Origin of the sequence: Methylobacter sp. (assembly GCF_004322395.1) — a bacterium.
In the GTDB taxonomy this organism is placed as follows: Bacteria; Pseudomonadota; Gammaproteobacteria; order Methylococcales; family Methylomonadaceae; genus Methylobacter_A.
Map to the genome: position 1 here is coordinate 52998 of NZ_SCTW01000078.1, position 22121 is coordinate 75118.

Here is a 22121-nt window from a genome sequence, read left to right on the forward strand (position 1 = left end):
TTTAACAAGGCATAGCCGCCGTTTTACGCGCATAAAACCACCAAGTGATGCCGATACACGCCAGATAAAACGCAATAAAACAATACAGCGCCGCATCGGGAGCACCGGTCATGCTGATCGCCGTACCGTAACTTTTGGGAATAAAAAACGCGCCGTAAGCGGCAATCGCTGAGCTAAATCCCAGCACCGCTGCCGCTTCTTTTGCCGCATCTTTTTTTGCTTTGGCAATCGCTTCTTCGCCCTGCCCTTTTGCCGCACATAAGCGTTCGGTCATAAAGATAACCGGAATCATGCGGAACGTAGAACCGTTACCTATGCCGGTGGTGATAAACAACAGCATGAACATCGCAAAAAAGCCCCAGAAATCGCCGGCATTACCCGCCGAAGGCATGAAATGCAATACGCCGAACACCGCGCAAACCATGATAACGAAATTCCATAACGTCACCTGCGCTCCGCCCAGCTTGTCAGCCAGCCAACCGCCGACCGGTCTGATTAACGCGCCAACCAGCGGCCCCAAAAAGGCGTACTCAGTCGGGTTGATGTCGGGAAACAGGATTTTGATCAACATCGGGAAACCAGCCGCGTAGCCGATAAACGAGCCGAATGTTCCGGTATAAAGCCAGCACATCAGCCAGTTATGTCTACGCTTGAAAATGATCGATTGTTCTTTGAACGATGCTTTGGCGGAGGCTATATCATTCATGCCGAACCACGCTGCGATGCTGGTTGCGATGATAAACGGCACCCAGATAAAACCGGCGTTCTGCAACCAAATGGACTTGGTAATCCCGTCTTTAACCCACACTTGCGGATCGCCGCCCAATGCACCGAATACGCCCGCTGCAATAACCAAAGGTACTACGAACTGTACGGTACTGACGCCCAAATTGCCTAAACCGGCATTCAAACCCAGAGCTGTACCTTTTTGAGCTTGAGGATAAAAAAAGCTGATATTCGCCATACTGGAAGCAAAATTGCCACCTCCAAAACCACATAATAAAGCCAATACTACCATTAATACATAGGGCGTTTCAGGATTTTGCACCGCGAAACCTATCCATAACGATGGCAACAACAACGAGGCGGTACTGATCGTCGTCCAGCGGCGGCCGCCGAAAATAGGCACCATAAAAGAATAGAAAATCCGTAAAGTAGCCCCCGATAAGCCTGGCAATGCCGCCAGCCAGAATAATTGGTTAGTAGTGTATTTAAAGCCGATGCTGGGCAGGTTAATCACCACGACGCTCCACACCATCCAGACCGCAAAAGCCAGCAACAATGCGGGGATACTGATCCACAGGTTACGGGTCGCAATACGCTTGCCGGTCTTTTCCCAAAAACTTTTATCTTCGGGATTCCAATCTGTGAGCACCAGCGGTGCCGGATGGCTCAGTTCGTGCAGATCTTTCGATATTTTGGCCAATTCAGGCACCACGCGACGTTCCATCCGCACAATAGAAAAATGCATCCAGGTCAGCGCAGTTGTCATCAATACAAACAGCAGCATAAAGCAGCTGCTCCAGATCCCGGTTAAATCGTTCAACATACCGAAGGTCAACGGCAATAAAAAGCCGCCTAAGCCGCCGATCATGCCCACCGCGCCGCCGACAGCACCGACATTATCGGGATAATAAACCGGAATATGTTTATAAACCGCCGCCTTGCCGAATGACATAAACAGGCCCAGCACGGCGACCAAGAAGATGAAACCTGTCGGTTGAATCGCTAAACTGAACGTAATATCGCCCTTAATACCGTGCACAATGTAATCGGTAGGAGGATAGGACAGGAAGAATGTACAAATAGTGGCGACAATAAATGTCCAATACATCAATAAACGCGCACCGTAGCGGTCGGACAACCAGCCGCCCAGTGCACGAAACAGGCTGGCGAAAATCGAATACGCCGCAGCCAACATACCGGCCGATTTAATATCGAAACCGTAAGCTCCGACCAGATAACGCGGCAACCACAACGCCAAGGCAACAAAGGCTCCGAACACACAGAAGTAATACAATGAAAACCGCCAAACCCGCATATCCTTTAGCGGTTCCAGTTGTTTTAAAAACGACTCGGGTTTAACGCCTGCTTCGCGGCGCTGTTTAAGCATCGGCTCATCGGCGGTAAGAAACCAGAATATTGCCGCCATCAACAACAAACCCGCCGCCCATATTTGCGCTACGGCATGCCACCCGAACGCGACCATCACAAAAGGCGCAATGAATTTGGTCACCGCAGCGCCGACGTTGCCGAGTCCGAAAATACCTAACGCCGTGCCTTGCTTCTCTTTAGGGTACCAACGCGAGACATAAGCAATGCCCACAGCAAACGAACCGCCGGCAACGCCGATACCGAGCGCAGCCACTAAGAACATGGTATAGGTCTCAGCAAGGGTTAGCAGCAAAGTGGCAATAGCGGCCGTCACCATTACCGACGCATAAACGATGCGTCCGCCGTACTGGTCGCTCCAAATGCCCAGCATCAAGCGGATTAATGAACCTGAAAGTATCGGTGTGCCGACCAGCAGGCCGAATTCGGTCTCGCTTAACTGTAAGTCTTTCTGGATTTGCAGACCGATGATAGAAAAAATAGTCCATACCGCAAAGCAAACGGTGAATGCCACCGTGCTCAAGGTAAGCGCACGTTTTTGTTGGGAGGAATTAATGTCAGACACGGTATTTCATCCTTTTGTTTTTATTGTTATAAGCCCATACACTAACATAAAACACATGACAGGCAACACCATAAAATACAACCTCAACTTATTTATTTAAAATACTCATATATGCATGAAAAATAACAAATAGTGCTATACTGAATTGCTGTTTCAATTATAAAAATAAAGGGGGCGTCATGCCGCAGCAACAAAAAAACTCACTAGGTGCTTTATCTGTAGCACTGCTTTCACTAGCTGCTGCCAGTAGCCATGTATCCGCCGATGCAACCAAATCAATTGAAGATGCGCTTAAGTTCGGTAATGACGGAGCAGTCAAGATCGACACTAATTATCGCTATGAAAATGTTAATCAGGATGTCGTTCCTACTCCAACGCTTAATGGTGTGCCTGCCGCATTACAACCAAAAACTGCTAATGCCAACACCATACGCACCCGCTTAGGCTTGCTTTCACCTGTATTTCACGGCTTGCAAGGCTATGTGGAATACGAAGGCACCCATGTATTGCAATCGGATTACAATAATGGCCGAGGCAATAAACCCGGATATTCAATTGTCGCGGACCCCGGTTACAATGAACTCAACCAGATGTGGATCAGTTATGCGGGCGTTCCCGATACGGTTATTAAAGGCGGGCGGCAACGCATCAAGTTTGACGATGACCGTTTTATCGGCAACGTGGGCTGGAGACAGTTGGAAACAACATTTGATTCAGTGTTAATCACTAATCAATCACTTAAAAATCTGGTTGTTAATGTCGGTTATATCGGTAATGTACAAACCTTCACCTCCACAACCGAGAACATCAATGCGCCGATACTCAACGCCAACTATAATCTCGGCGGCTACGGCAACTTGATCGGTTACGGCTATTGGCTCGATTATACCGAACTGGAAAACTACCAAAAATCGAGCCAGACTTACGGCTTACGCTTTATTAATAGCGACAAACCAAAAAAATTCTATGATCACTACAGCCTGCTTTACACGGCCGAATGGAGCATTCAAAAAGACTACCAGCATAGCCCGGTTCAATACGAAGCCAACCGCTATAATGTGATGGGCGGCTTTACTGCCTATAACTTCAGCTTCCAAGGCGCTATGGAGCAGCTTGACGGCTCCGGCCTAAATAAGACTTTTAATACGCCGCTGGGCACCAACCATGCGTTCCAAGGCTGGGCGGATTTATTCCTGGTCACGCCTAATGACGGTATCCGCGATGTGTTCGGCACCGTAACAGCAAAATTCATGGACAATGACAGCCTTGTATTATCAGGTATTTATCATGACTTTACCGATGATACCGGGCGCGTGCATTACGGCAAAGAATGGGATTTTCAGGCCGTCAAAAAATTCGGCAAACATTACTCATTGTTAGCTAAATATGCTAATTACGATGCAGATAGATATTCCACCGATACTCAAAAAATATGGGTACAAGGAAATCTTAACTTCTAACGAAATCCGCATTGGCAACAACTTGGACTGAAGTAACTAACTATTCATGTTACTTCAGTCCGTTGCAACCTTCTACAAAACCAAGCAGCCCAATTAATAGAAAAGCTTATATCCTATAGCCTAAAGGATCGGATAGCTTCGCGGCTTTTATCTTTTCATGTAAAATATTGCGAGTTTAAACTAGGTCGAAATCCATCATGTTTGCAGACAGTTCAATAAAAAAGCTTTTGATCGTCGATGATAGCAAAGTATCGAGAATGTTAATCCGCACACATATTCTTGCCCGACATCCCGAATGGATAATTTCTGAAGCAGCCTGCGGCGAAGAGGCTATTGCCCTTGTCGATAGTGAGCTCCCCGACTACTGCACCATGGACATTAACATGCCGGGTATTTCAGGAACCGATGCAGCGGAACAGATACTGTCCCAACACCCGTCAGTAAAAATCGTTATTTTCACGGCAAACATCCAAGAAACACACCAAGTCCGCGCCCATTCGCTGGGAACTATATTAGTTGCAAAACCGGTCACGGAAAAATCAATCGCTCTGACGCTAAACCATTTTAAAGATTCAGAATGAACCATCTCAGCGACCTTCATCTTGACGCCCTGGCAGAAGTATTTAGCATCGGCGCAGGGCGTGCAGCGTTAAGCCTAAGCGAGATTGTTGGCGACGAAGTGCGCATTTCCGTTCCTTCTGTGCAAGTCGTTAACTCAGAAGACATTAACTCAACAACATTATCGCTGAACAGCGGACGGTTCGGCGCAGTAAATCAACATTTTAGCGGCCCATTTAATGCTGAGGCCGTACTTTTATTTACCGAAGATCAAGCATTAAAAATCGTTAGCGACATGATGGGGTCGCAGATGAGTCTTGAAGAGCTCGCAGAATTTGAGCACGAAGCCATGTGCGAACTAGGCAATATCATTTTAAATGCCTGCCTGTCTGCGATGGCCGATATATTCAATTTTACCTTGGAAAGCTCTTTACCCGATTACACTGTAGCATCAGCCGACGAAATATTACATCGGCTCAAAGAGGATGCAAACCAACCCTATGTCATGATATTACATATCGATTTAACAATCGAAAAGCGGCACACAGCAGGCAATCTCGTGTTTCTGTTAAGTTCCGCATCGTTGACTAATCTTGTTGCTCATGTCGATCAATTTATTGGAAGGTTTTCATGAGTGAAATTTCAGCAAAACGTTTTGACATGGAAGACATATTCAATGCGCTTAATCTCGGAATAATTGTTGTCGATGCCGTTGGTAAGGTATTGCTCTGGAATAACTGGATTTCCAAACATAGCGGCATTCAAGAAGCCGATGCCCTTAATCATCAACTCGAAAACGTATTCCCGGAACCTATATCGCCTGCATTCCTGACTGCGCTCAATAATACCTTAACATACAGACTGCCTGTAGTTTTGTCCACGGCCCTGCACCGCACGCCGCTGCCACTGTATCACGCATCCGAGGTAAATCAGCAACAGACCAGGATGTATCAATCGATCAGCATCACGCCCATTCAGTCAAACCTTAATGAATCATGCTGCCTGATCCAGGTAACGGATTCCAGCACTTCAATCAAGCGGGAAAAAATACTACGCTCTCATTCTGAAATCCTGAAAAAAGAAGCGATAACAGACGGCCTGACTGATATCTGCAATCGCAGATTTTTCGATGCGCATTACGAAATGGCTGTAGCCGATGCCAAAAGGCAAAAACATCCTTTATCCATCTTCATGGTCGACATAGATTTTTTTAAATCCTACAACGATTTTTACGGACACGTAGCCGGCGATACTGTAATAAAGCAAGTCGCGGTCGCATTAAAATCGCAACTTTCCCGCGCCACCGACATAGTTGCACGTTATGGTGGAGAAGAATTCGTTCTGGTAATGCCGCATCTACCTAAAAAAGTCGCCGAACAATTTGCTGAAAAACTAAGAAACGCCGCTTTTAACCTGGCAATTCCGCATATGAAAGCTGCGCCATTCAATCAGATAACCATTAGCGTCGGCGTTTGCACCGGCATTCCGGAAAATGACAGTAACTTGTTGAACAAAGCTGACGCAGCACTCTATCAAGCCAAACTAAAAGGCCGCAATCAGTGCATTTCTCTCCCGCTTTGCGAAGCCGAAGAATATCTGCAACAATAGATTCGTCTATCGTCACATCCACCGGATAAAACTCAAGATCAAAAACGGACAAAATATGATAAATGAGACGCTAACGATCCGATTAAAACCCAGTTAAATTTTATTCAGCCGCATCGTATGAAATTCAAACCTTCCGCTATTACCCTGGCTTTAACTCTTGCGCTCTGCTCCGCTCCGCAGCAGGCTGTTGAAATTACCAAAATCGAATTGCCCGACATGGGCGATTCTTCCGGAACCTTGATTACGCCCGCCGAAGAAAAAGAGTTTGGCGAAGCATTTTTCCGCAGTCTGCATTCGCAAGTTTCCATTAATCAGGACGCTGAAATTCAGCAATACATTCAGACTATCGGTGAAAAGCTAGTCATCAATAGCGACGCACCCAGCAATCCGTTCCATTTTTTTGTGGTAATGGAAAAAGATATCAACGCTTTTGCAGGACCTGGCGGCTATATTGGCGTGAATTCCGGACTAATTTTAGTCACCGAAGCCGAAAGCGAACTGGCATCGGTGATGGCGCACGAAATTGCCCACGTTACCCAACGCCATTTGTACCGCGCTTATGAAGCCTCCAGCCGCTTATCGATCCCCACGGCCGCAGCAACCCTGGCCGCTATTTTATTGGGCACCCAGTCTCCGGCTCTTGGTCAAGCCGCGATCGTAGCCATTCAGGCCGGCAACGTACAGTTTCAAATCGATTTTACCCGCGAGAATGAGGCTGAGGCCGACCGCGTCGGCATGCAGACCTTGGCGGGCTCCCAATATGACCCACGCAGCATGCCCACTTTTTTCGAACGCCTGCAGCAATCCAGCCGCTATTATGGACAGAATATTCCTGAGTTTTTAAGAACCCACCCGGTAACTGCCTCACGTATTTCAGATACCCGCGGACGCGCTGAAACCTATCCTTACAAACAATATCCGGACTCGCTCGGCTATCAGTTAACTAAAGCAAAAATTCGGGTGCTAACCGACACTGACGAAACCGAAACACTTAAATATTTTCAATCCCGATTAACTCAAGGCACCACTGAGCAACGCGTCGTTGCCCGCTACGGGCTTGGGCTGTCTGCGCTTAATTCGCAAAAATTCAATGACGCGGAAACCATTTTTCAACAACTGAGCAAAGAATATCCAAATCAGGCGCAATATGTCGCAGCATTAGCCCGCACTGCACTGGAATCTAAAAATTACAGCACAGCGCTTGCCCGATATAAAAAACTGACTGAGCAATTTCCGGATAACGAGGCCATTAAGCTTGAATATATTACCTCTCTGTTAAAAGCGGGTAACGCAGAACAAGCGCGGAAAAACTTATTTCAGCTAAAGTCAAAAACCCAGCAACAACCGATTTATTCGCAACTGTTGGCTCAAGTTTATAGCGATTTAAATCAACCTGCCGAATCTCATCGTTATCTCGCAGAATACTACTATGCGACAGGACAAACCAAGGATGCAATCCTGCAAATAAAGCTGGCTCAAAAATCCAAAGGTCTTAATTTTCAGCTATCTTCTATTCTTAATGATCGGCTCAACTTTTTTATCAATGAGGAAGAAGAGGCCAGACGCAACCGGTAAAAGTCTGAACGGCAGCTGAACAAAAAGCACTACTTGCCTGTCATTTTATTCATAAGGAACATCTAAAACTCTATAACAAACTGTATTTGTTATGCATTTTTAGGGCAATTAAATTTTTCTCGATAAACCTCATTTTTAAATAGACAATGAGGATTCATTTGAATAGAATTTCACCGGCTTAAGGGAGTAAGCCCGGTTTAATTACCGACTAAGAGGGGGAGTAGTCTTTTAGACTAGCTGATAATAATAATAAAATAAGTGACACTGCTTGGGTCAAGTTGTACACATTACAACTTAATAACAATAATAACAGCACTCAACACGCCCGCTTTATGCGGGCTTTTTATTGCCTGTAGAAACGCGACGGCTTTGCCAAAGAATATCGGCAAATGTAACCTTGACCAATGATTTACAACAACTCGTCGTCCTGACTCCTCGTTCCCACACGCTGCGCCCATTTTTATACACAGACATCTACGGAGCATGCCGGTAGCAGACCTTCCAGGTTTTAAAAACCTGGAAGGTCTAACTCGCAACGCTCTCAACAGGCAGGGCGTTTCGAATGGAACAACATGCCCCGTCCGGCTTGGTTCGAAATTTACCCGCTCATGGCGCTGGATTCCTATTTCCCGTGATAACGACTCTTGGACAGAGTTGCGCATAACCGTGAGCGCACCGCGCAGGAACCCAGCTCGAAAGACGAATAAATCCCCTTATATACTCAACCTTACCCCAATCCAGCCCGCCCTAGGCGCCCCCGGCGATACAAACCGGCCATCGTCAAAGCCCGGTAATACTTCGTTTGCCTGCCCATAAACGCCGAAAGAGTTATAGTTCTTGTCGAAGATGTTATTGACCTTGCCGAATACGGCAAAATTCTTGGTCACCTTATATTCCGCCGTGGCATTGAACAGCCAATAACCGCTTAACGGTGCAGTGGTATTGGCCTCGTCGCCCCTGAAATATTTATTGCCGCTATAGGTGCCGTCAACGCCTACCGACACGCGCTTCCATAAATCGACACTCAGATTGGCCTTATAGATATGCTCGGGAATACCGGGAATTCTGTCTCCGTTGACAACGGGAATCGCCTGAGCAGGGTTCAGCGGATTTTGAATATCGAAACCATCCATGTACCTAGCGTTTAAATAGGTGTAGTTGGTAGAAAAATGCCAGTCGTCAAACCGGCTGAATAATTGCGGATAGTTAACGGTTGTCGCTGCCTCGATACCGTAGCGGCGAGTCTTGCCCACGTTGCTGAAATAACCCTGGCTGATAATGCCGCTGGAGGCATCGCGGCGAAAAATAATGTCGTTATGATTGATGGTGTTGAAATAGCCTAGATTCCATTTTAAATCGCCTTTGCCTAACAGCTTATCCAAATCGCCCCTAAAACCGCCCTCCCAGCTTTTTGCGACTATCTGTTGCAGAGGGGGATCGGATACGAAAGAATTGGGTAATTTACACGGTGCAGTCGGATCAGCGCAGCTTAATTCCATCGGAGTGGGGGCTCGAGCCGACTCGCTATAGCTGCCATACACATTCAGGTTATCCCGGATTTGATAAGTCAAGCCCGCGGAAGGATTAAGCCGCTCAAAGGTATGCGCCCCATCCAGAGTTTTTAAAGGATCTTTTATATATTTATCTTCCATGTTGATATGACTATAGTTATAACGCCCGGCTACGGTCGCAGTCAGGTCATCGGTAATGGAAAAACTGTCAGTCAGGAACACGCCCACCGTTGAGCTGTTGGTGTGCAGACGAACCTTGGACTCATCGACAAAAATACCGCTTTGCGTTGTGCCTCGGGTATCGGTCAGCGAGCCCAGCTCGGTGTCCGAACCGAAATGCACCTCGGCATAATCGTAACTGGTGCCTACCGTCAGGTTGTTTTTATGCTTGAACAAGTCCTGGGCAAACGCCGTCTGCAACGTGCCTCCACGGCTGCGCATATAGGTTTGGCTGGTGTTGTTGGTTGCGCCTAAAACCGAATTGTCGGCAAGCACCTGATTACTGTTTATATCGGTAACAATTGCCTCATCCTGATCGCACAGCAATGTCGGATCGGCGGCGCAGGCTGCATAATTGCTGTTATCGCCGTTAAAGGTTTGGATTCTATTTTGCCGAAAATAGGCATTACCGCTCACTTCAACGTCATCAGCCAAATCGTAACTGCCTGCTAGCTCGGAAAAGAACATCCGAGTGACGGTCTGGTCGGGATGGGTAAATACTGCCGCCCGGTTTTGTTGCTGCAACTGGATCGGCGCGGCTCCGTTACCTTTCATATTATTATCGTTGCCGCCCAAGGTCAGGTCTAAAGAACCTTTATCGCCGCGCCAGCTCAGAGTGCCAAATGCCTGATCGGCCTTGGTCGGCGAAAAATCCCGCCAACCGTCTTCCTCAAAGTGATGCAGGTCTAAAAAATAACCCCAAGTACCGTTATTCCAACCGCTGCTTAATTCCTCCGAATGCCTGTCCCATGAGCCGCCGTAGACTTCCAACTCATGATTGGGCGCGGAAAACCCTGTCTTGGTCTTGATTGATATAGCGCCACCCAAACTGTTCAATCCATAAACCGGGTTTGACCCTGGATATAAAGCCATCGAATCAATCGCCCCTTCAGGAATCAAATCCCAATTAACCGTGTCGCCAAACGGTTCGTTAAACCGGACGCCGTTAACATAGGTGGATAACCCTTGCGGCAATCCCAACAGCGGTGAAGCGACAAAACCGCGGTAAGAAATGTCCGGTTGCAACGGATTGTTTTGTGCTTCATTGATGTGCACGCTACCCAGATAGCGGCTGATGTAATCCGCCAGAGTGATGCTTTGAGATTTTTCAAGCTGTTCGGAAGAAACGGTTTGGATATTGGCCGGTATTTTACTTGCGGCAACCCCATTACTCTGTAACGGTGTAACGCCAACAACATCGATGATACCCAGATCCAGGGGTTGGTCTTTAGCTGACACGACACCCGCTGCCAAGCCTAGCGGAAGTATCGCACACATAATTTTTCTCATTCTTCAACTCCAAAGTTTAGTGCCGCTATGATAGCCAAACCAACATATCGGCACTAGGCAGCAGCGAAGAAAAGGAAATATTCCCAGATGTTGAAAGTCCGGCTCCGATATGAGCTCATGGACACAGTATTTTTGTTTATAGCCAGCATTACCTTGAAATATGCGCGCTATTACACATTTTCATTTTATTCCTTAATCTAACTTATTACTTAGCTTCAAATAAAACAACCGCTTTCATTGAAGTAAGTCATTGATTACAAAACAATAGCCCTGAAAAAGAATTTCTTCGCGCTAGTTTGACATTTAAAAGCGAATATGGCAGGCACAAAAGTAAGTCAGCACTATTTACTATCCGATCTCTCATCGAATCAACAGGAGTCCATCCAAATGAAAGACGCAAAGATAACGCCCTTATCAATACAGAAATACGTTGAAATATCCGAAGATATTTACGATGAGATTGAAAGGATTGAACACGAGGGGATCATTGCTGCCAAATGTATCAAGCATCCGCAATACGGCGACATCATCCTTATTTCGTCTCCTCAAGGAGGCTGCTTAATGATTCATTTTTGACCGCACTTGTAAGTCCCTAAAATATTGGAGTCAGAGTTCCCAAAATAGGCTCTGCCGGGAAAAATTGCCGTAGGTTTATTCACATATCCGCCACAAACAAACCCAAGCTATAGGTATTTGGTTATAATGGCTCACTTACATTCCAAGACAAGCTGATGCGGGTAAATCTTATGACTTTAACAACAAAGACTGTAACTAAATTGCAACGCTATTTTGAAGACCAAGTAACCGCATTAAAATCCAACGAAAGCTATCAAAATTTACTGGCTATGCCGCCGCAAAAACGTTGGGCGACAATAGCCGGACTGTTCCTGTTGTCGCAATTGGTGATATTCGGCAGCTTGTATTTAATTTTCGGACGGATTGTTGTTATCGGTTTTTTGGCCAGTATCCTTGCTGGTCTGGCTACAGGCCTTGGCGCCTTACCTGCCTTGTTTTTCAAAGACATTTCCAAAAACCTGTTCAACAGCTTGCTTGGCGCTGCTGCCGGCGTCATGCTGGCCGCGACCGCATTTTCCCTATTGGTTCCCGGTATGACATACGGCAACCAGATCTGGCCCGGTAAAGGCATTTATATCGTTTCGATGGGCATGTTGATAGGCGCCCTGTTTCTGCATTATGCCGATCGTCAACTACCCCATGTGCATTTTGGTTCGATTTCCGACACAAACTTGACTTCCCTAAAAAAAATCTGGCTGTTCATCATTGCGATCACCATTCACAACTTTCCTGAAGGCATGTCTGTCGGTGTCAGTTTTGGCTCCGGGGAAATGAAAGACGGCGTGGTTCTGGCTATCGCGATAGCCTTGCAAAATATCCCCGAAGGTCTGGCCGTAGCCCTGCCCTTGGTCGGACTGGGTTACAACAAGTGGCGAGCCGTAGGTATTGCGACTATAACAGGTCTGGTGGAGCCTGTGGGCGGCCTGCTCGGCATTACCATGGTCACCCTCTTTCAGCCTATTCTGCCGATAGCCATGGGCTTTGCCGCCGGAGCCATGCTCTTCGTGATCAGCGAAGAAATTATTCCCGAAACCCATTCCGACGGCCGTTCGCGCTATGCCACATTTGCATTGATGATCGGCTTCATCATTATGATGACCTTGGACAATATGCTGGGTTAATGCCCATCTATTACTTGTGTTTTCAGTATACGCAGGAAAAAATCGTTCTCAGGAAACAAAATGGATCATATTCAAAGCTATTTACAACATTTTATAACCTCACTGAGCGCAACAGGTATTTTCGAAAATTTTCAAGGTTCTTTTCGACAGTTTTTATCGTTGCTGAACGGCGACAATTTTGCCGAAATATCGGCCACGGCAATAACCAGTTTTGTCCTGATAGCAGCGGCTGAAATCGGCGATAAAAGTCAACTGGTATGCATGACACTGGCATCCCGGCACAGAGCCATGCCGATTTTATTGGGAGCGATTTCGGCTTTTGCCTTTTTAAATACGCTGGCCGTTGTTTTTGGCGTCGCCATTGCCAGCTGGTTGCCGGAGCATATCGTCGCAACAATTGTCGCCTTCCTGTTTGCCGCCTTCGGCGTCCATTCCTTAAGAGTAGAAATGGAAGATGAAAATAATGAAATCAAGGAAAAAAGCGGTCACGGCATTTTCTTCACCACTTTTTTATTGATTACAATGGCTGAATTCGGTGACAAAACCCAGCTTGCTGTTGTTGGTCTAAGCAGCACTGCTGCACCTATTGCCGTATGGTTCGGTTCCACAGCAGCATTAGCATCAACATCCGCCTTGGGAATTCTGGCTGGTCGCACTATTTTGCAGAAAGTTCCTTTAGCGTTATTGCACAAGATCAGCGGAACTATTTTCCTGATACTCTCTGTTTTTGCAGGCTATCGGGCTTATGTCGGCTATCTAGGCTGAAAGTCAAAATGACTGCCGGCGAATTTTCAAGATCCGTGCAAACTTGCAATAACCAATGCCGGAGTTTATTAGTACCTCCAATAACCTGCACTATATGCTTGATTGCGAACAAATCCCGCAATAGATAACCCTTGTATCAAGTAAGTAACCCCAGCGCCTCACACTTGGTGTTGCTTGCGATGTTTGGCTCTGCTCTTTCCCATACTTTAAAATACGATATGTAATTGGCAGGCAACCATTAATCAACTTTATAAAGCTACTCGCCCGGTTTGCATATCGCGACGGCATGGAGAGGAGTCTTCGTCAATGTCGGTAGCTAATCAGCCCTATACTCATAGTTTGCTCAAAATTATCTATGACTCCTAAAATTGCGACAAAATATTGTTGCATTTACTAAGATTATTGAGAACAAACGGCTGGATAACATATTACCCAGGCGTATTTTTTAAACTAGCTCACCTGTTTAAAGATAATTATTCTTAATTCAAAAGCATAAAATCAATCTATGGAACTCAACATAATCAATTTTATTAAAGACGATATATGGCTGTTACACGAAGAGAAACTTCCGCCGTTTAAAGCAAAAATAATCAAATTGATAAAAATAATAATGTTATCCGTCCAAGGCTTCTCCCGTGATTTGTGTTCGCTACGAGCAACAGCATTAACACTTTATACCCTGTTGTCGATAGTGCCCATCATCGCGATGCTGTTTGGTATTGCCAAGGGTTTCGGCCTTGAAAAAATGATGAAACAACGACTAATCGAACAAATACCTAGCCAGGAAACTATGGTATTACAATTAATCAATTTTGCACAAAATCTACTGGAAAGTGCTCAAGGAGAGGTTGTTGCCGGGACTGGTATTATTATTTTGCTTTGGACCATTATAAAAGTAATTAACGATATTGAAGATTCATTTAACTACATTTGGAAAATAGAACAAGGTAGATCAATAGGCCGTAAATTCAGCGATTATTTATCTCTAATGTTTTTAGCTCCAATTATATTAATAACTTCCGGCAGCATTACAGTCTTCCTCCAAACACAGCTAACTTGGTTAATAAACGCTATTCAGCTGCCAGAAATTGGTGTGTGGCTGGTTATTAGGGCGCTAAGTTTACTGCCTTTGGTACTTATGACAGGACTATTTGCCTTCACGTTTGTTTTTATGCCTAACCATAAAATCAATTACAAGGCCGGCATAATTGCCGGTCTAGTTACAGCTATTATGTATACTTTTGTGCAGTGGACTTATCTAAGATTGCAGATCGGCGTATCAACTTATAATGCAATTTATGGCAGTTTTGCAGCATTACCGTTATTTGTTGTCTGGTTACAAATCGGCTGGATGATTGTTTTATTCGGTTGTGAAATAGCTTTTTTTTTACAGAATTATGAAAATTATCGGCACAGTAGCGAGTTTTCTAACTTAAGCTTTTCCATGAAAAAAGTCATTGCACTCCAAGTCACTCATTTGATTATTAAAAATTTCATTCCTCTAAATAATCCCTTAACCGCAGCCCAAATAGCTAAAAATTTGGGTATACCGATAGCCATTATTCAATCGATTTTATTAAAGTTAATGGCAAGCCATATTATTGTCGAGTTTAAAAACCAGGACGAGTATGAGATCTATCAGCCTGCTGTCGATGTCAATAGACTCACTATTTCTTACGTTGTTAATGCATTGGAACAGTGTGGGCAAAACCATTTACCGGGTATTGATCAGGATCAGCTGCTTATGAATGCCGTCAATAGTTTCAGAAAAATGATCGAAACCTCCGAACAAGATCATTTATTGAAAGATATCTAGCAGTCAGTCATGTTGAACCGATGCGATAGAATATTGTAACGGCTTCAATCGGCTAACTATTATTTGTATATGGAAAAGTGTTGGCACATCAAACGTATTCAGAAAAAAGGAAAATTAATGAGAATTCTATTGCTGTTTGCTTTATTCATGGTATCTGTACAAACTACGGCTGCCACCGTTTTGCCGGTTAAAGAAATTACTACTGGCGTGTATGTGCATTTCGGCAAACATCAATTCCCAGACAGCAAAAACCACGGCGAAATCGCCAATCTTGGTTTTATTGTCGGACAAAAATGCGTGGCGGTCATTGATAGCGGCGGCAATCCGGAGCAGGGTCTAGCTTTAAAACAAGCCGTTACCGAAACCACACAGACACCGATCTGTTATGTGATTAACACTCATGTCCATCCCGACCATATCAACGGCAACAGCGCTTTCAAAGCGGCCGGCGTCAAGTTAGTCGGCCACCATAAACTAGCCAGAGCGATGTCGGCGCGCGGCTCTTACTACTTGGACAAAGCCGCCGATCAATTAGGCGTCAAAATGAGTGCTGCCGATTTGATTCCCCCCGATATTGAAGTCAAAGACAGCATGAAACTGGACTTGGGCGGGCGGACTTTAGTGTTGAAAGCCCATCCTACCGCGCATACCGATAATGACTTGACCGTCTATGATGAAAAAACCAATACCATCTGGCTATCGGATTTATTGTTTACCGAGCATGTGCCAACGTTGGACGGCAGCTTAAAAGGCTGGCTTTCAGAAATCGACAAACTGGAAAAACAGTCTTTTCATTATGTGATTCCGGGACACGGCGAGTTAGTCACGGATTGGCCGCAGAGTATGCAAGCGCAAAAGCATTATTTAACCTTGTTACTCACTGAAATTCGCGCCGCAATCAAAAAAGGCCAGCATTTGGAAGACGCCGTGCAAACCGTTGGCTATTCAGAGAAAAACAATTGGGCTTTATTCGATGACTATCACCGTAAAAATGTCACCACCGCTTTTGCCGAATTAGAATGGGAAGATTAACCGGCTGCATGCATTAATTGTTAACACCCCGCAAAGCTAAAACAAAATAGGAAAAAGCAATGAAATACTCAAAACTATTACCGACAATCTTCATCACGACATTATTACCGATTGCCGCTATCGCCGCTGAAGATGAAAAAATTTGGAACAACGTCTTGAAACCTGAATACTTTGCCGGGCAAGCGATTGAAGAGTCCGACAATATTATTGAACTTGAAGCGCCTGTACGTGCAGAAGATCCAGCATTAGTGCCTATTAAAGTCACCAGCAAAGTCAAACAAACCAAAGAACACTACATCAAAAAAATCCTGGTGTTGGTAGATAATAATCCTTTTCCGTTTGTCGGTGAATTTGAGTTTACCCCGGAAAGCGGCAAAGCCGATATAGCGATGCGGATACGCGTTAACAGCAACAGCAATATCCGCGCGATTGCGCAAATTAACGACGGCAAATTGATGATGACTAAAAAATTCGTCAAAGCCAGCGGCGGCTGTTCCGCACCGATCGGCGCCAATCTGGATGAAGCCATGAGCCGCTTGGGGAAAATAAAATTCAGGCTGGAAAACGAAGTCAAAGCCGGCGAGCCGAACCTAGTGCAGTTAATGATCAGTCATCCCAATATTACCGGCATGCAAATGGATCAAGTGACACGATTTGTTAAAAAATCGCATTTCGTTAAGGACGTGAAAGTGACGTTCAACGGCAAACCGGTTTTAACCGCGAAAACCGATATTGCGATTAGCGCCGACCCGAATTTCAGGTTCTATTTCGTGCCGGAAAAAGCGGGCGATTTAAAAGCCGAAGTGACCGATACCTCTTGCGAACTGCCGACCAAGAGGGATGTTTGCGCTAAGGGCAATACTTATACCGAGACGTTTAAGGTTCAGCCGTAGTTTTTAAAATTAAGTATTGCAAGTTCATCCTATTCTGTTAGCCATGCTAAAGAATCAATAGTCAGTCGATTATCATGGATATACAATAAAAATTTGTATATCTTTCAAATATAGGAGTCCGTCATGCAAGTTGCAAAATGGGGTAATAGCTTGGCCGTAAGATTGCCTGCGTCGGTTGTTGAAGCGCTTCAGCTTAAAGAAGGCGATGACATCGAGATTCATGTTGCCGGTGAGCGGGTTTTCGAACTTGAGAAGAAACCCAGTCCGCAAGAGTTGTTAGCCCGATTGCGCAAATATCGAGGCCGTTTACCCGCCGATTTCAAGTTCGACCGCTTGGAAGCTCATGAAAACCGATAGGCCGTTTTTCGATACCAATGTTTTATTGTATTTACTGTCGGAAGATAGCGCCAAAGCAGACCGGGCTGAAGCAATTATTGCTTCAGCCGGCATCATAAGCGTTCAAGTACTCAATGAATTTGCCTCGGTTGCATTTCGAAAACTTGGCATGAGCTATGCCGAAATACGCGATATGTTGGGAACGATACGCGCCGTGTGTCAAACCCAAGCGCTGACCGTCGATACCCATGACCGGGGGCTGGATATTGCGGAGCGATTCGGTTTTTCTTTGTACGACAGTATGATCGTCAGCTCGGCTCTCGAATCTGGTTGTTCTATTCTGTATTCGGAAAATATGCAGCATGGTCAAGAAATCGATGGGCAATTAGTGGTTATAAATCCTTTTTTGGATAATTAAGAAAGAACTAATGGGCTTGCATTGTGATGTGTTCTTAACACCTATCAGTTTTAGCGATAATGCCCAATACGTCGTTCCGGCAGGGATACATGTCAGGCTTCCTACCTGACACCCTTCGGGTTAATGCAAATACGTTCCAGACGGATTTGTGCCGGAATCCACGACTGCACGGATGCAGGAGGTAGAGCACCAACAGTAGGCGCTTTAGGCGGCGCAGGAGCAGTTGCCGAGAAGCCAGGGATGGCAAGGCTCAGATCACATCCATGTGTCCTGGATACCGGCAGTCCATGCCGGTATGACGAGCTATTTAAACAAAGTGATAGGTGGTGAGGTGATGTGTTTTCCCATGTTGACTGTGCCGTCGAGCGCGATTAATATTGCACGAAGTAACTCGTTTCACTCCCTAATTGGTTTACCAGGAAAAAATCTATGAAGTCAGCGATTGGAAGATGGATGACGGTTGTTTTCATCAGCTCTCTTATTTTGGGTTGCTCGAGTATACGTGCCAGGACCGAAACCCCTGATAAGAAGTGGACGGTCTATCCCGGTATTCGGCAGGACATAAAAGATACAAGCGGAGTATTCAGCGACAAGAACTCGGACCCGGGTTGGGTCAAGGGGATGGTGACAACGATGCTTATTTTGGATCTGCCTTTCTCGGCCGTGTTCGACACGGTTGTGATGCCTTATGATCTCTATCGGATTTATGTGCCGAACTCCTCTGAAGAGAACGCGGTAAAAGGGCAGCGCAATTCGCCATGATCGGAGATAATTTGGCCTTTGTTCAGACTTTTTTTGTCGAGTGTATTAGGACATTGCTCGTTGATTGCGGAAAATGCTTGATACCCTCAAGAGCACAAGTGCGCTTCACTGCGTTCAGCACATCCTAACAATAGTTGCTCGCCACAGATTCTCTTTGATTCTTCAAAAGACTTTTATCCATCTTGCTATCTAGCTGCTAAAATGCGCCCATTTTTTAACTGCCAAAGAATTGAAAAATGGATGTCATCCAACGTATTGCCGAAGAATTAGCTGTTAACGTCAAGCAAGTCAGCGCTGCTGTCAACTTATTGGACGAGGGCGCGACTGTACCGTTCATTTCCCGCTACCGTAAGGAAGTGACCGGAGGCCTGGACGATACTCAATTAAGGCTACTGGAAGAGCGTCTGGGCTATTTGCGCGAACTGAACGCGCGGCGCCAGACTATCCTGGACAGTATCGCCTCGCAAGGCAAGCTGACGCCGGAACTGGAAAAAGCCATAAAAGACGCCGAAACCAAAACGCTGCTGGAAGATTTGTACCTGCCTTACAAGCCCAAGCGTCGCACTAAAGCGCAGATCGCCCGCGAAGCGGGGCTTGAGCCGCTCGCCGATGCGTTGCTGGATGATCGCAGCCTGATTCCCGAGCAGACCGCCGCCGCTTACATCGACGCGGACAAAAGCGTGCCGGATGTCGCCGCGGCGCTGGACGGCGCACGGCAAATCATTATGGAGCGTATTTCAGAAGACGCCGAATTGCTGGCCGAACTGCGCGAGCGCATCTGGCAAAAAGGCTTGATCTATGCAACCGTTGTCGCCGGAAAGGAACAGGAAGCGTTGAAATTCAAGGATTATTTCGATTACGAAGAAGCGATCAATAAAATCCCGTCGCACCGGGCTTTGGCGTTGTTTCGCGGACGCAATGAGGATTTGCTGAATCTATACCTTAAACCCGGCGCTGAAGACAAAGAAGAACACGATCTGTGCGCCCAGCTTGTTTCCCGTCATCTAAAGGTTACCGATACCTCAAAACCGGCCGATGCCTGGCTGGCCGAAACCGCGCGTTTCGCCTGGAAAATCAAGCTGTACACCCGCATCGACTTGGACTTGAAACTGAGATTACGCGAAGCCGCCGAACTGGAAGCGATCCGGGTTTTCTCCGGTAATTTAAAAGACTTGCTTCTGGCCGCTCCGGCAGGCCCCAAAGCCACGATGGGCCTGGATCCCGGCATCCGCACCGGCGTCAAGGTTGCTGTGGTCGATCCGACCGGCAAGTTGCTGGCTACGGATACGATTTATCCGCACCCCCCGCGCAAGGACTGGGATGGCTCGATAAATACCCTGGCAAAACTGATCGAAAAGCACAAGATTGATTTGGTCAGCATAGGCAACGGCACCGGTTCTAGGGAAACCGACCAGCTGGTGGCCGATGTGATGAAGCGGCACAGCGAGCTTAAATTCACCAAGATTATGGTGTCGGAAGCAGGCGCTTCGGTTTACTCGGCGTCTGAGTTGGCGGCCAAGGAATTTCCCGAGCTGGACGTGTCTTTGCGCGGCGCGGTTTCTATCGCCAGACGCTTGCAAGATCCGTTGGCGGAGCTGGTTAAAATCGATCCTAAATCGATCGGCGTCGGCCAATATCAACACGACGTGAATCAGGTTCAGTTAGCCAAAGGGCTCGATACCGTAGTTGAGGATTGCGTGAATGCGGTCGGCGTTGACGTAAATACCGCATCGGTATCCCTGCTTAAGCAGGTATCAGGCCTATCCGCCAGTATCAGCGAAAATATCGTCGCGTTCCGCAATGAAAACGGCCCGTTTGCCAATAGAAAGCAGTTGAAGAAAGTTCCTCGGTTGGGCGACAAGGCTTATGAACAGGCCGCTGGCTTCCTGCGCATTATGAACGGCGACAACCCGCTGGATGCGTCTTCGGTTCATCCCGAAGCTTACCCGGTGGTTGAGGCTATTATCGGCAGCACCGGAAAATCGATCCGCGACCTGATCGGTCAGAGCCAGTTTCTACGCAGCCTGAATCCGGCCAATTACACCAATGAGTATTTCGGTTTGCCGACGGTGACCGACATCTTGCAGGAATTGGAGAAACCCGGCCGCGACCCGCGTCCGGAATTCAAAAGCGTCGAGTTCAAGGCGGGTATCGAAAAAATCACCGATCTTGAAGTCGGCATGAGGCTGGATGGCGTCGTCACCAATGTCGCCAATTTCGGCGCATTTGTTGACATCGGCGTACACCAGGACGGCTTGGTGCATATTTCCCATTTATCGGATACTTTTGTCAAAGACCCCCGGGATGCAGTTAAAACCGGCGAAATGGTCAAAGTGACAGTGTTGGAGGTCGATGTCGAGCGCAAACGCATTTCATTATCGATGAAAACCAATCCTGAAGCGAGCGAATCCAGACCTGAACGGAATAATCAAAAACCGGCAGCGCACAAGCCCAAGCAACAAGCTCCGGTACAAAGTTCAATGGCTAGCGCCTTTGCCAAGGCGCGAATCAGTAAATAATTGTAGCTCTGCTATACTGACTTTCAGTATTAACACACCTCAGGATTTGCTATGCGTAAACTCAGTCGTTTTTTCGTTTTCTTTTTATTCACCGGTCTGTCTACGGCATATGCGCCCATGGTTCAGGCAGAAATGCAGCAACAGGGTTATGGCGCTACGCCCTACGCACCCATCAGTCAAACATATGAATCGCAGCATCGGAGCTATGGCAGCAAGGTTGGCCACAAAGCGCTAAATGCTTTTGCCAATCTGACCACCAGCTGGCTGGAACTCCCTAAAAATATGATTAACATATCCAATGACAGCAACCCTTTTTATGGCATTGTCGGGGGAGTATTTAAAGGTGTGCTTAACATGGCAGGACGCATAGCTGTAGGAATTGGTGATTTAGTTACCCTACCGATTCCTACCCAACCTGTCGCTTATCCGTTGTATATTTGGGATGATTTTGATGCGGATACCAGTTTCGGGCCGGCATTTCGTTTGGATCTAAGCCAGGAGCAGGAGGAAGAGCCACCTGTCGTTCAAGCACCTAGCCCGAAACTGGTTGTTACCGCACCACCAGTGGCAGCGCCCAAACCAGAGCCGATTGATAATTCAAAGCAATACAACCAAGAAACCAACCAGAAATTGGATGCAATGTTCAAAAAAGAAATGAAAAAATAATGCTTTCCTGATTTAAAGTAAAAAAGCCTGGAAGGGAAAACCTACCGGGCTTTTTTTATGTGATGCTATTTTTGAATTTGTGAATGGGGTAAATACTTTAATCTGGAAATTAATATCTTCGAGCTGAATTGTACAATTCAGGGCTTGATCTGGAGGCTTTAAAAAATAGCTTAAATCAGTTTGGTATAGACTGTCCTGTTTCGACCCAGACTGTGTAAAAACGCTACATCTGGTAAAATAAGCTCACGGCCAAACCACCGGGAGAGCAGATGAAACGCTTCATTCAAAGTACAGACCGAACTCAGGTGACTTTATTTCC

Annotated in this window: 18 protein-coding genes; 16 read left to right on the forward strand and 2 right to left on the reverse strand. The window is 46.3% G+C overall.

Annotated features, from left to right (window positions below; genetic code table 11):
- Position 1: 1 nt before the first annotated feature.
- On the reverse strand, positions 2-2677 hold the full coding sequence (locus tag EPO18_RS11450) for a nitrate/nitrite transporter (protein ID WP_292433502.1): 2676 nt from the start codon (positions 2675-2677) through the stop codon (positions 2-4).
- 179 nt (positions 2678-2856) lie between these two features.
- Here EPO18_RS11450 and EPO18_RS11455 point away from each other — a divergent pair, with 179 nt between their 5' ends.
- The 5 genes from EPO18_RS11455 (at position 2857) to EPO18_RS11475 (ending at position 7878) form a co-directional block, all read left to right on the forward strand.
- Positions 2857-4137 (forward strand): alginate export family protein, encoded by a 1281-nt coding sequence (locus EPO18_RS11455; RefSeq protein WP_292433503.1) that lies wholly within the window; start codon positions 2857-2859, stop codon positions 4135-4137.
- Positions 4138-4334: 197 nt separating this feature from the next.
- Positions 4335-4718: a response regulator transcription factor gene (locus EPO18_RS11460; protein WP_292433504.1), complete on the forward strand. Its 384-nt coding sequence runs from the start codon at positions 4335-4337 to the stop codon at positions 4716-4718.
- A complete protein-coding gene (locus EPO18_RS11465; RefSeq protein ID WP_292433505.1) occupies positions 4715-5329 on the forward strand; it encodes a chemotaxis protein CheX in 615 nt (204 codons plus the stop codon). Before EPO18_RS11460 ends, EPO18_RS11465 begins: the two co-directional genes overlap by 4 nt.
- Positions 5326-6303 carry a sensor domain-containing diguanylate cyclase gene (locus tag EPO18_RS11470; protein ID WP_292433506.1) on the forward strand — a complete coding sequence of 326 codons (978 nt, stop codon included), beginning with the start codon at positions 5326-5328 and terminating at the stop codon, positions 6301-6303. The genes EPO18_RS11465 and EPO18_RS11470 overlap by 4 nt, the downstream gene beginning before the upstream one ends.
- A 117-nt stretch (positions 6304-6420) precedes the next feature.
- Positions 6421-7878, forward strand: coding sequence for a beta-barrel assembly-enhancing protease (locus tag EPO18_RS11475; protein WP_292433507.1), 1458 nt, complete (start codon positions 6421-6423; stop codon positions 7876-7878).
- A 713-nt stretch (positions 7879-8591) separates the two neighbouring features.
- On the opposite strand, the gene EPO18_RS11480 is transcribed toward EPO18_RS11475, so the two are convergent.
- Positions 8592-10898: a TonB-dependent receptor gene (locus EPO18_RS11480; RefSeq protein WP_292433508.1), complete on the reverse strand. Its 2307-nt coding sequence runs from the start codon at positions 10896-10898 to the stop codon at positions 8592-8594.
- Positions 10899-11285: 387 nt separating this feature from the next.
- Between EPO18_RS11480 and EPO18_RS11485 the strand changes: the two genes are divergently transcribed.
- The 11 genes from EPO18_RS11485 (at position 11286) to EPO18_RS11535 (ending at position 21802) form a co-directional block, all read left to right on the forward strand.
- Complete coding sequence (locus EPO18_RS11485) at positions 11286-11474, forward strand: hypothetical protein (RefSeq protein ID WP_292433509.1); 189 nt, start codon at positions 11286-11288, stop codon at positions 11472-11474.
- A 170-nt stretch (positions 11475-11644) separates the two neighbouring features.
- Positions 11645-12595: a ZIP family metal transporter gene (locus tag EPO18_RS11490; RefSeq protein ID WP_292433510.1), complete on the forward strand. Its 951-nt coding sequence runs from the start codon at positions 11645-11647 to the stop codon at positions 12593-12595.
- A gap of 60 nt (positions 12596-12655) precedes the next feature.
- Complete coding sequence (locus EPO18_RS11495; protein ID WP_292433511.1) at positions 12656-13360, forward strand: TMEM165/GDT1 family protein; 705 nt, start codon at positions 12656-12658, stop codon at positions 13358-13360.
- Between the two features lie 505 nt (positions 13361-13865).
- Positions 13866-15176, forward strand: a complete 1311-nt coding sequence (locus EPO18_RS11500) for a YihY/virulence factor BrkB family protein (protein WP_292433512.1) — start codon at positions 13866-13868, stop codon at positions 15174-15176.
- Positions 15177-15293: 117 nt separating this feature from the next.
- Positions 15294-16208 carry a quinoprotein relay system zinc metallohydrolase 2 gene (locus tag EPO18_RS11505; protein WP_292433513.1) on the forward strand — a complete coding sequence of 305 codons (915 nt, stop codon included), beginning with the start codon at positions 15294-15296 and terminating at the stop codon, positions 16206-16208.
- A 59-nt stretch (positions 16209-16267) separates the two neighbouring features.
- Entirely contained in the window at positions 16268-17101 is an 834-nt protein-coding gene (locus EPO18_RS11510) for a quinoprotein dehydrogenase-associated SoxYZ-like carrier (RefSeq protein ID WP_292433514.1), read from the forward strand.
- A gap of 123 nt (positions 17102-17224) precedes the next feature.
- Positions 17225-17458: an AbrB/MazE/SpoVT family DNA-binding domain-containing protein gene (locus EPO18_RS11515; RefSeq protein WP_292433515.1), complete on the forward strand. Its 234-nt coding sequence runs from the start codon at positions 17225-17227 to the stop codon at positions 17456-17458.
- Positions 17445-17855: a PIN domain-containing protein gene (locus EPO18_RS11520; protein WP_292433516.1), complete on the forward strand. Its 411-nt coding sequence runs from the start codon at positions 17445-17447 to the stop codon at positions 17853-17855. Before EPO18_RS11515 ends, EPO18_RS11520 begins: the two co-directional genes overlap by 14 nt.
- A 429-nt stretch (positions 17856-18284) precedes the next feature.
- Positions 18285-18617 carry a YceK/YidQ family lipoprotein gene (locus tag EPO18_RS11525; RefSeq protein ID WP_292433517.1) on the forward strand — a complete coding sequence of 111 codons (333 nt, stop codon included), beginning with the start codon at positions 18285-18287 and terminating at the stop codon, positions 18615-18617.
- 236 nt (positions 18618-18853) lie between these two features.
- Positions 18854-21136 (forward strand): Tex family protein, encoded by a 2283-nt coding sequence (locus tag EPO18_RS11530; RefSeq protein WP_292433518.1) that lies wholly within the window; start codon positions 18854-18856, stop codon positions 21134-21136.
- Positions 21137-21253: 117 nt separating this feature from the next.
- Positions 21254-21802: an exosortase system-associated protein, TIGR04073 family gene (locus EPO18_RS11535; RefSeq protein ID WP_292433519.1), complete on the forward strand. Its 549-nt coding sequence runs from the start codon at positions 21254-21256 to the stop codon at positions 21800-21802.
- The last annotated feature ends 319 nt before the right edge of the window (positions 21803-22121 follow it).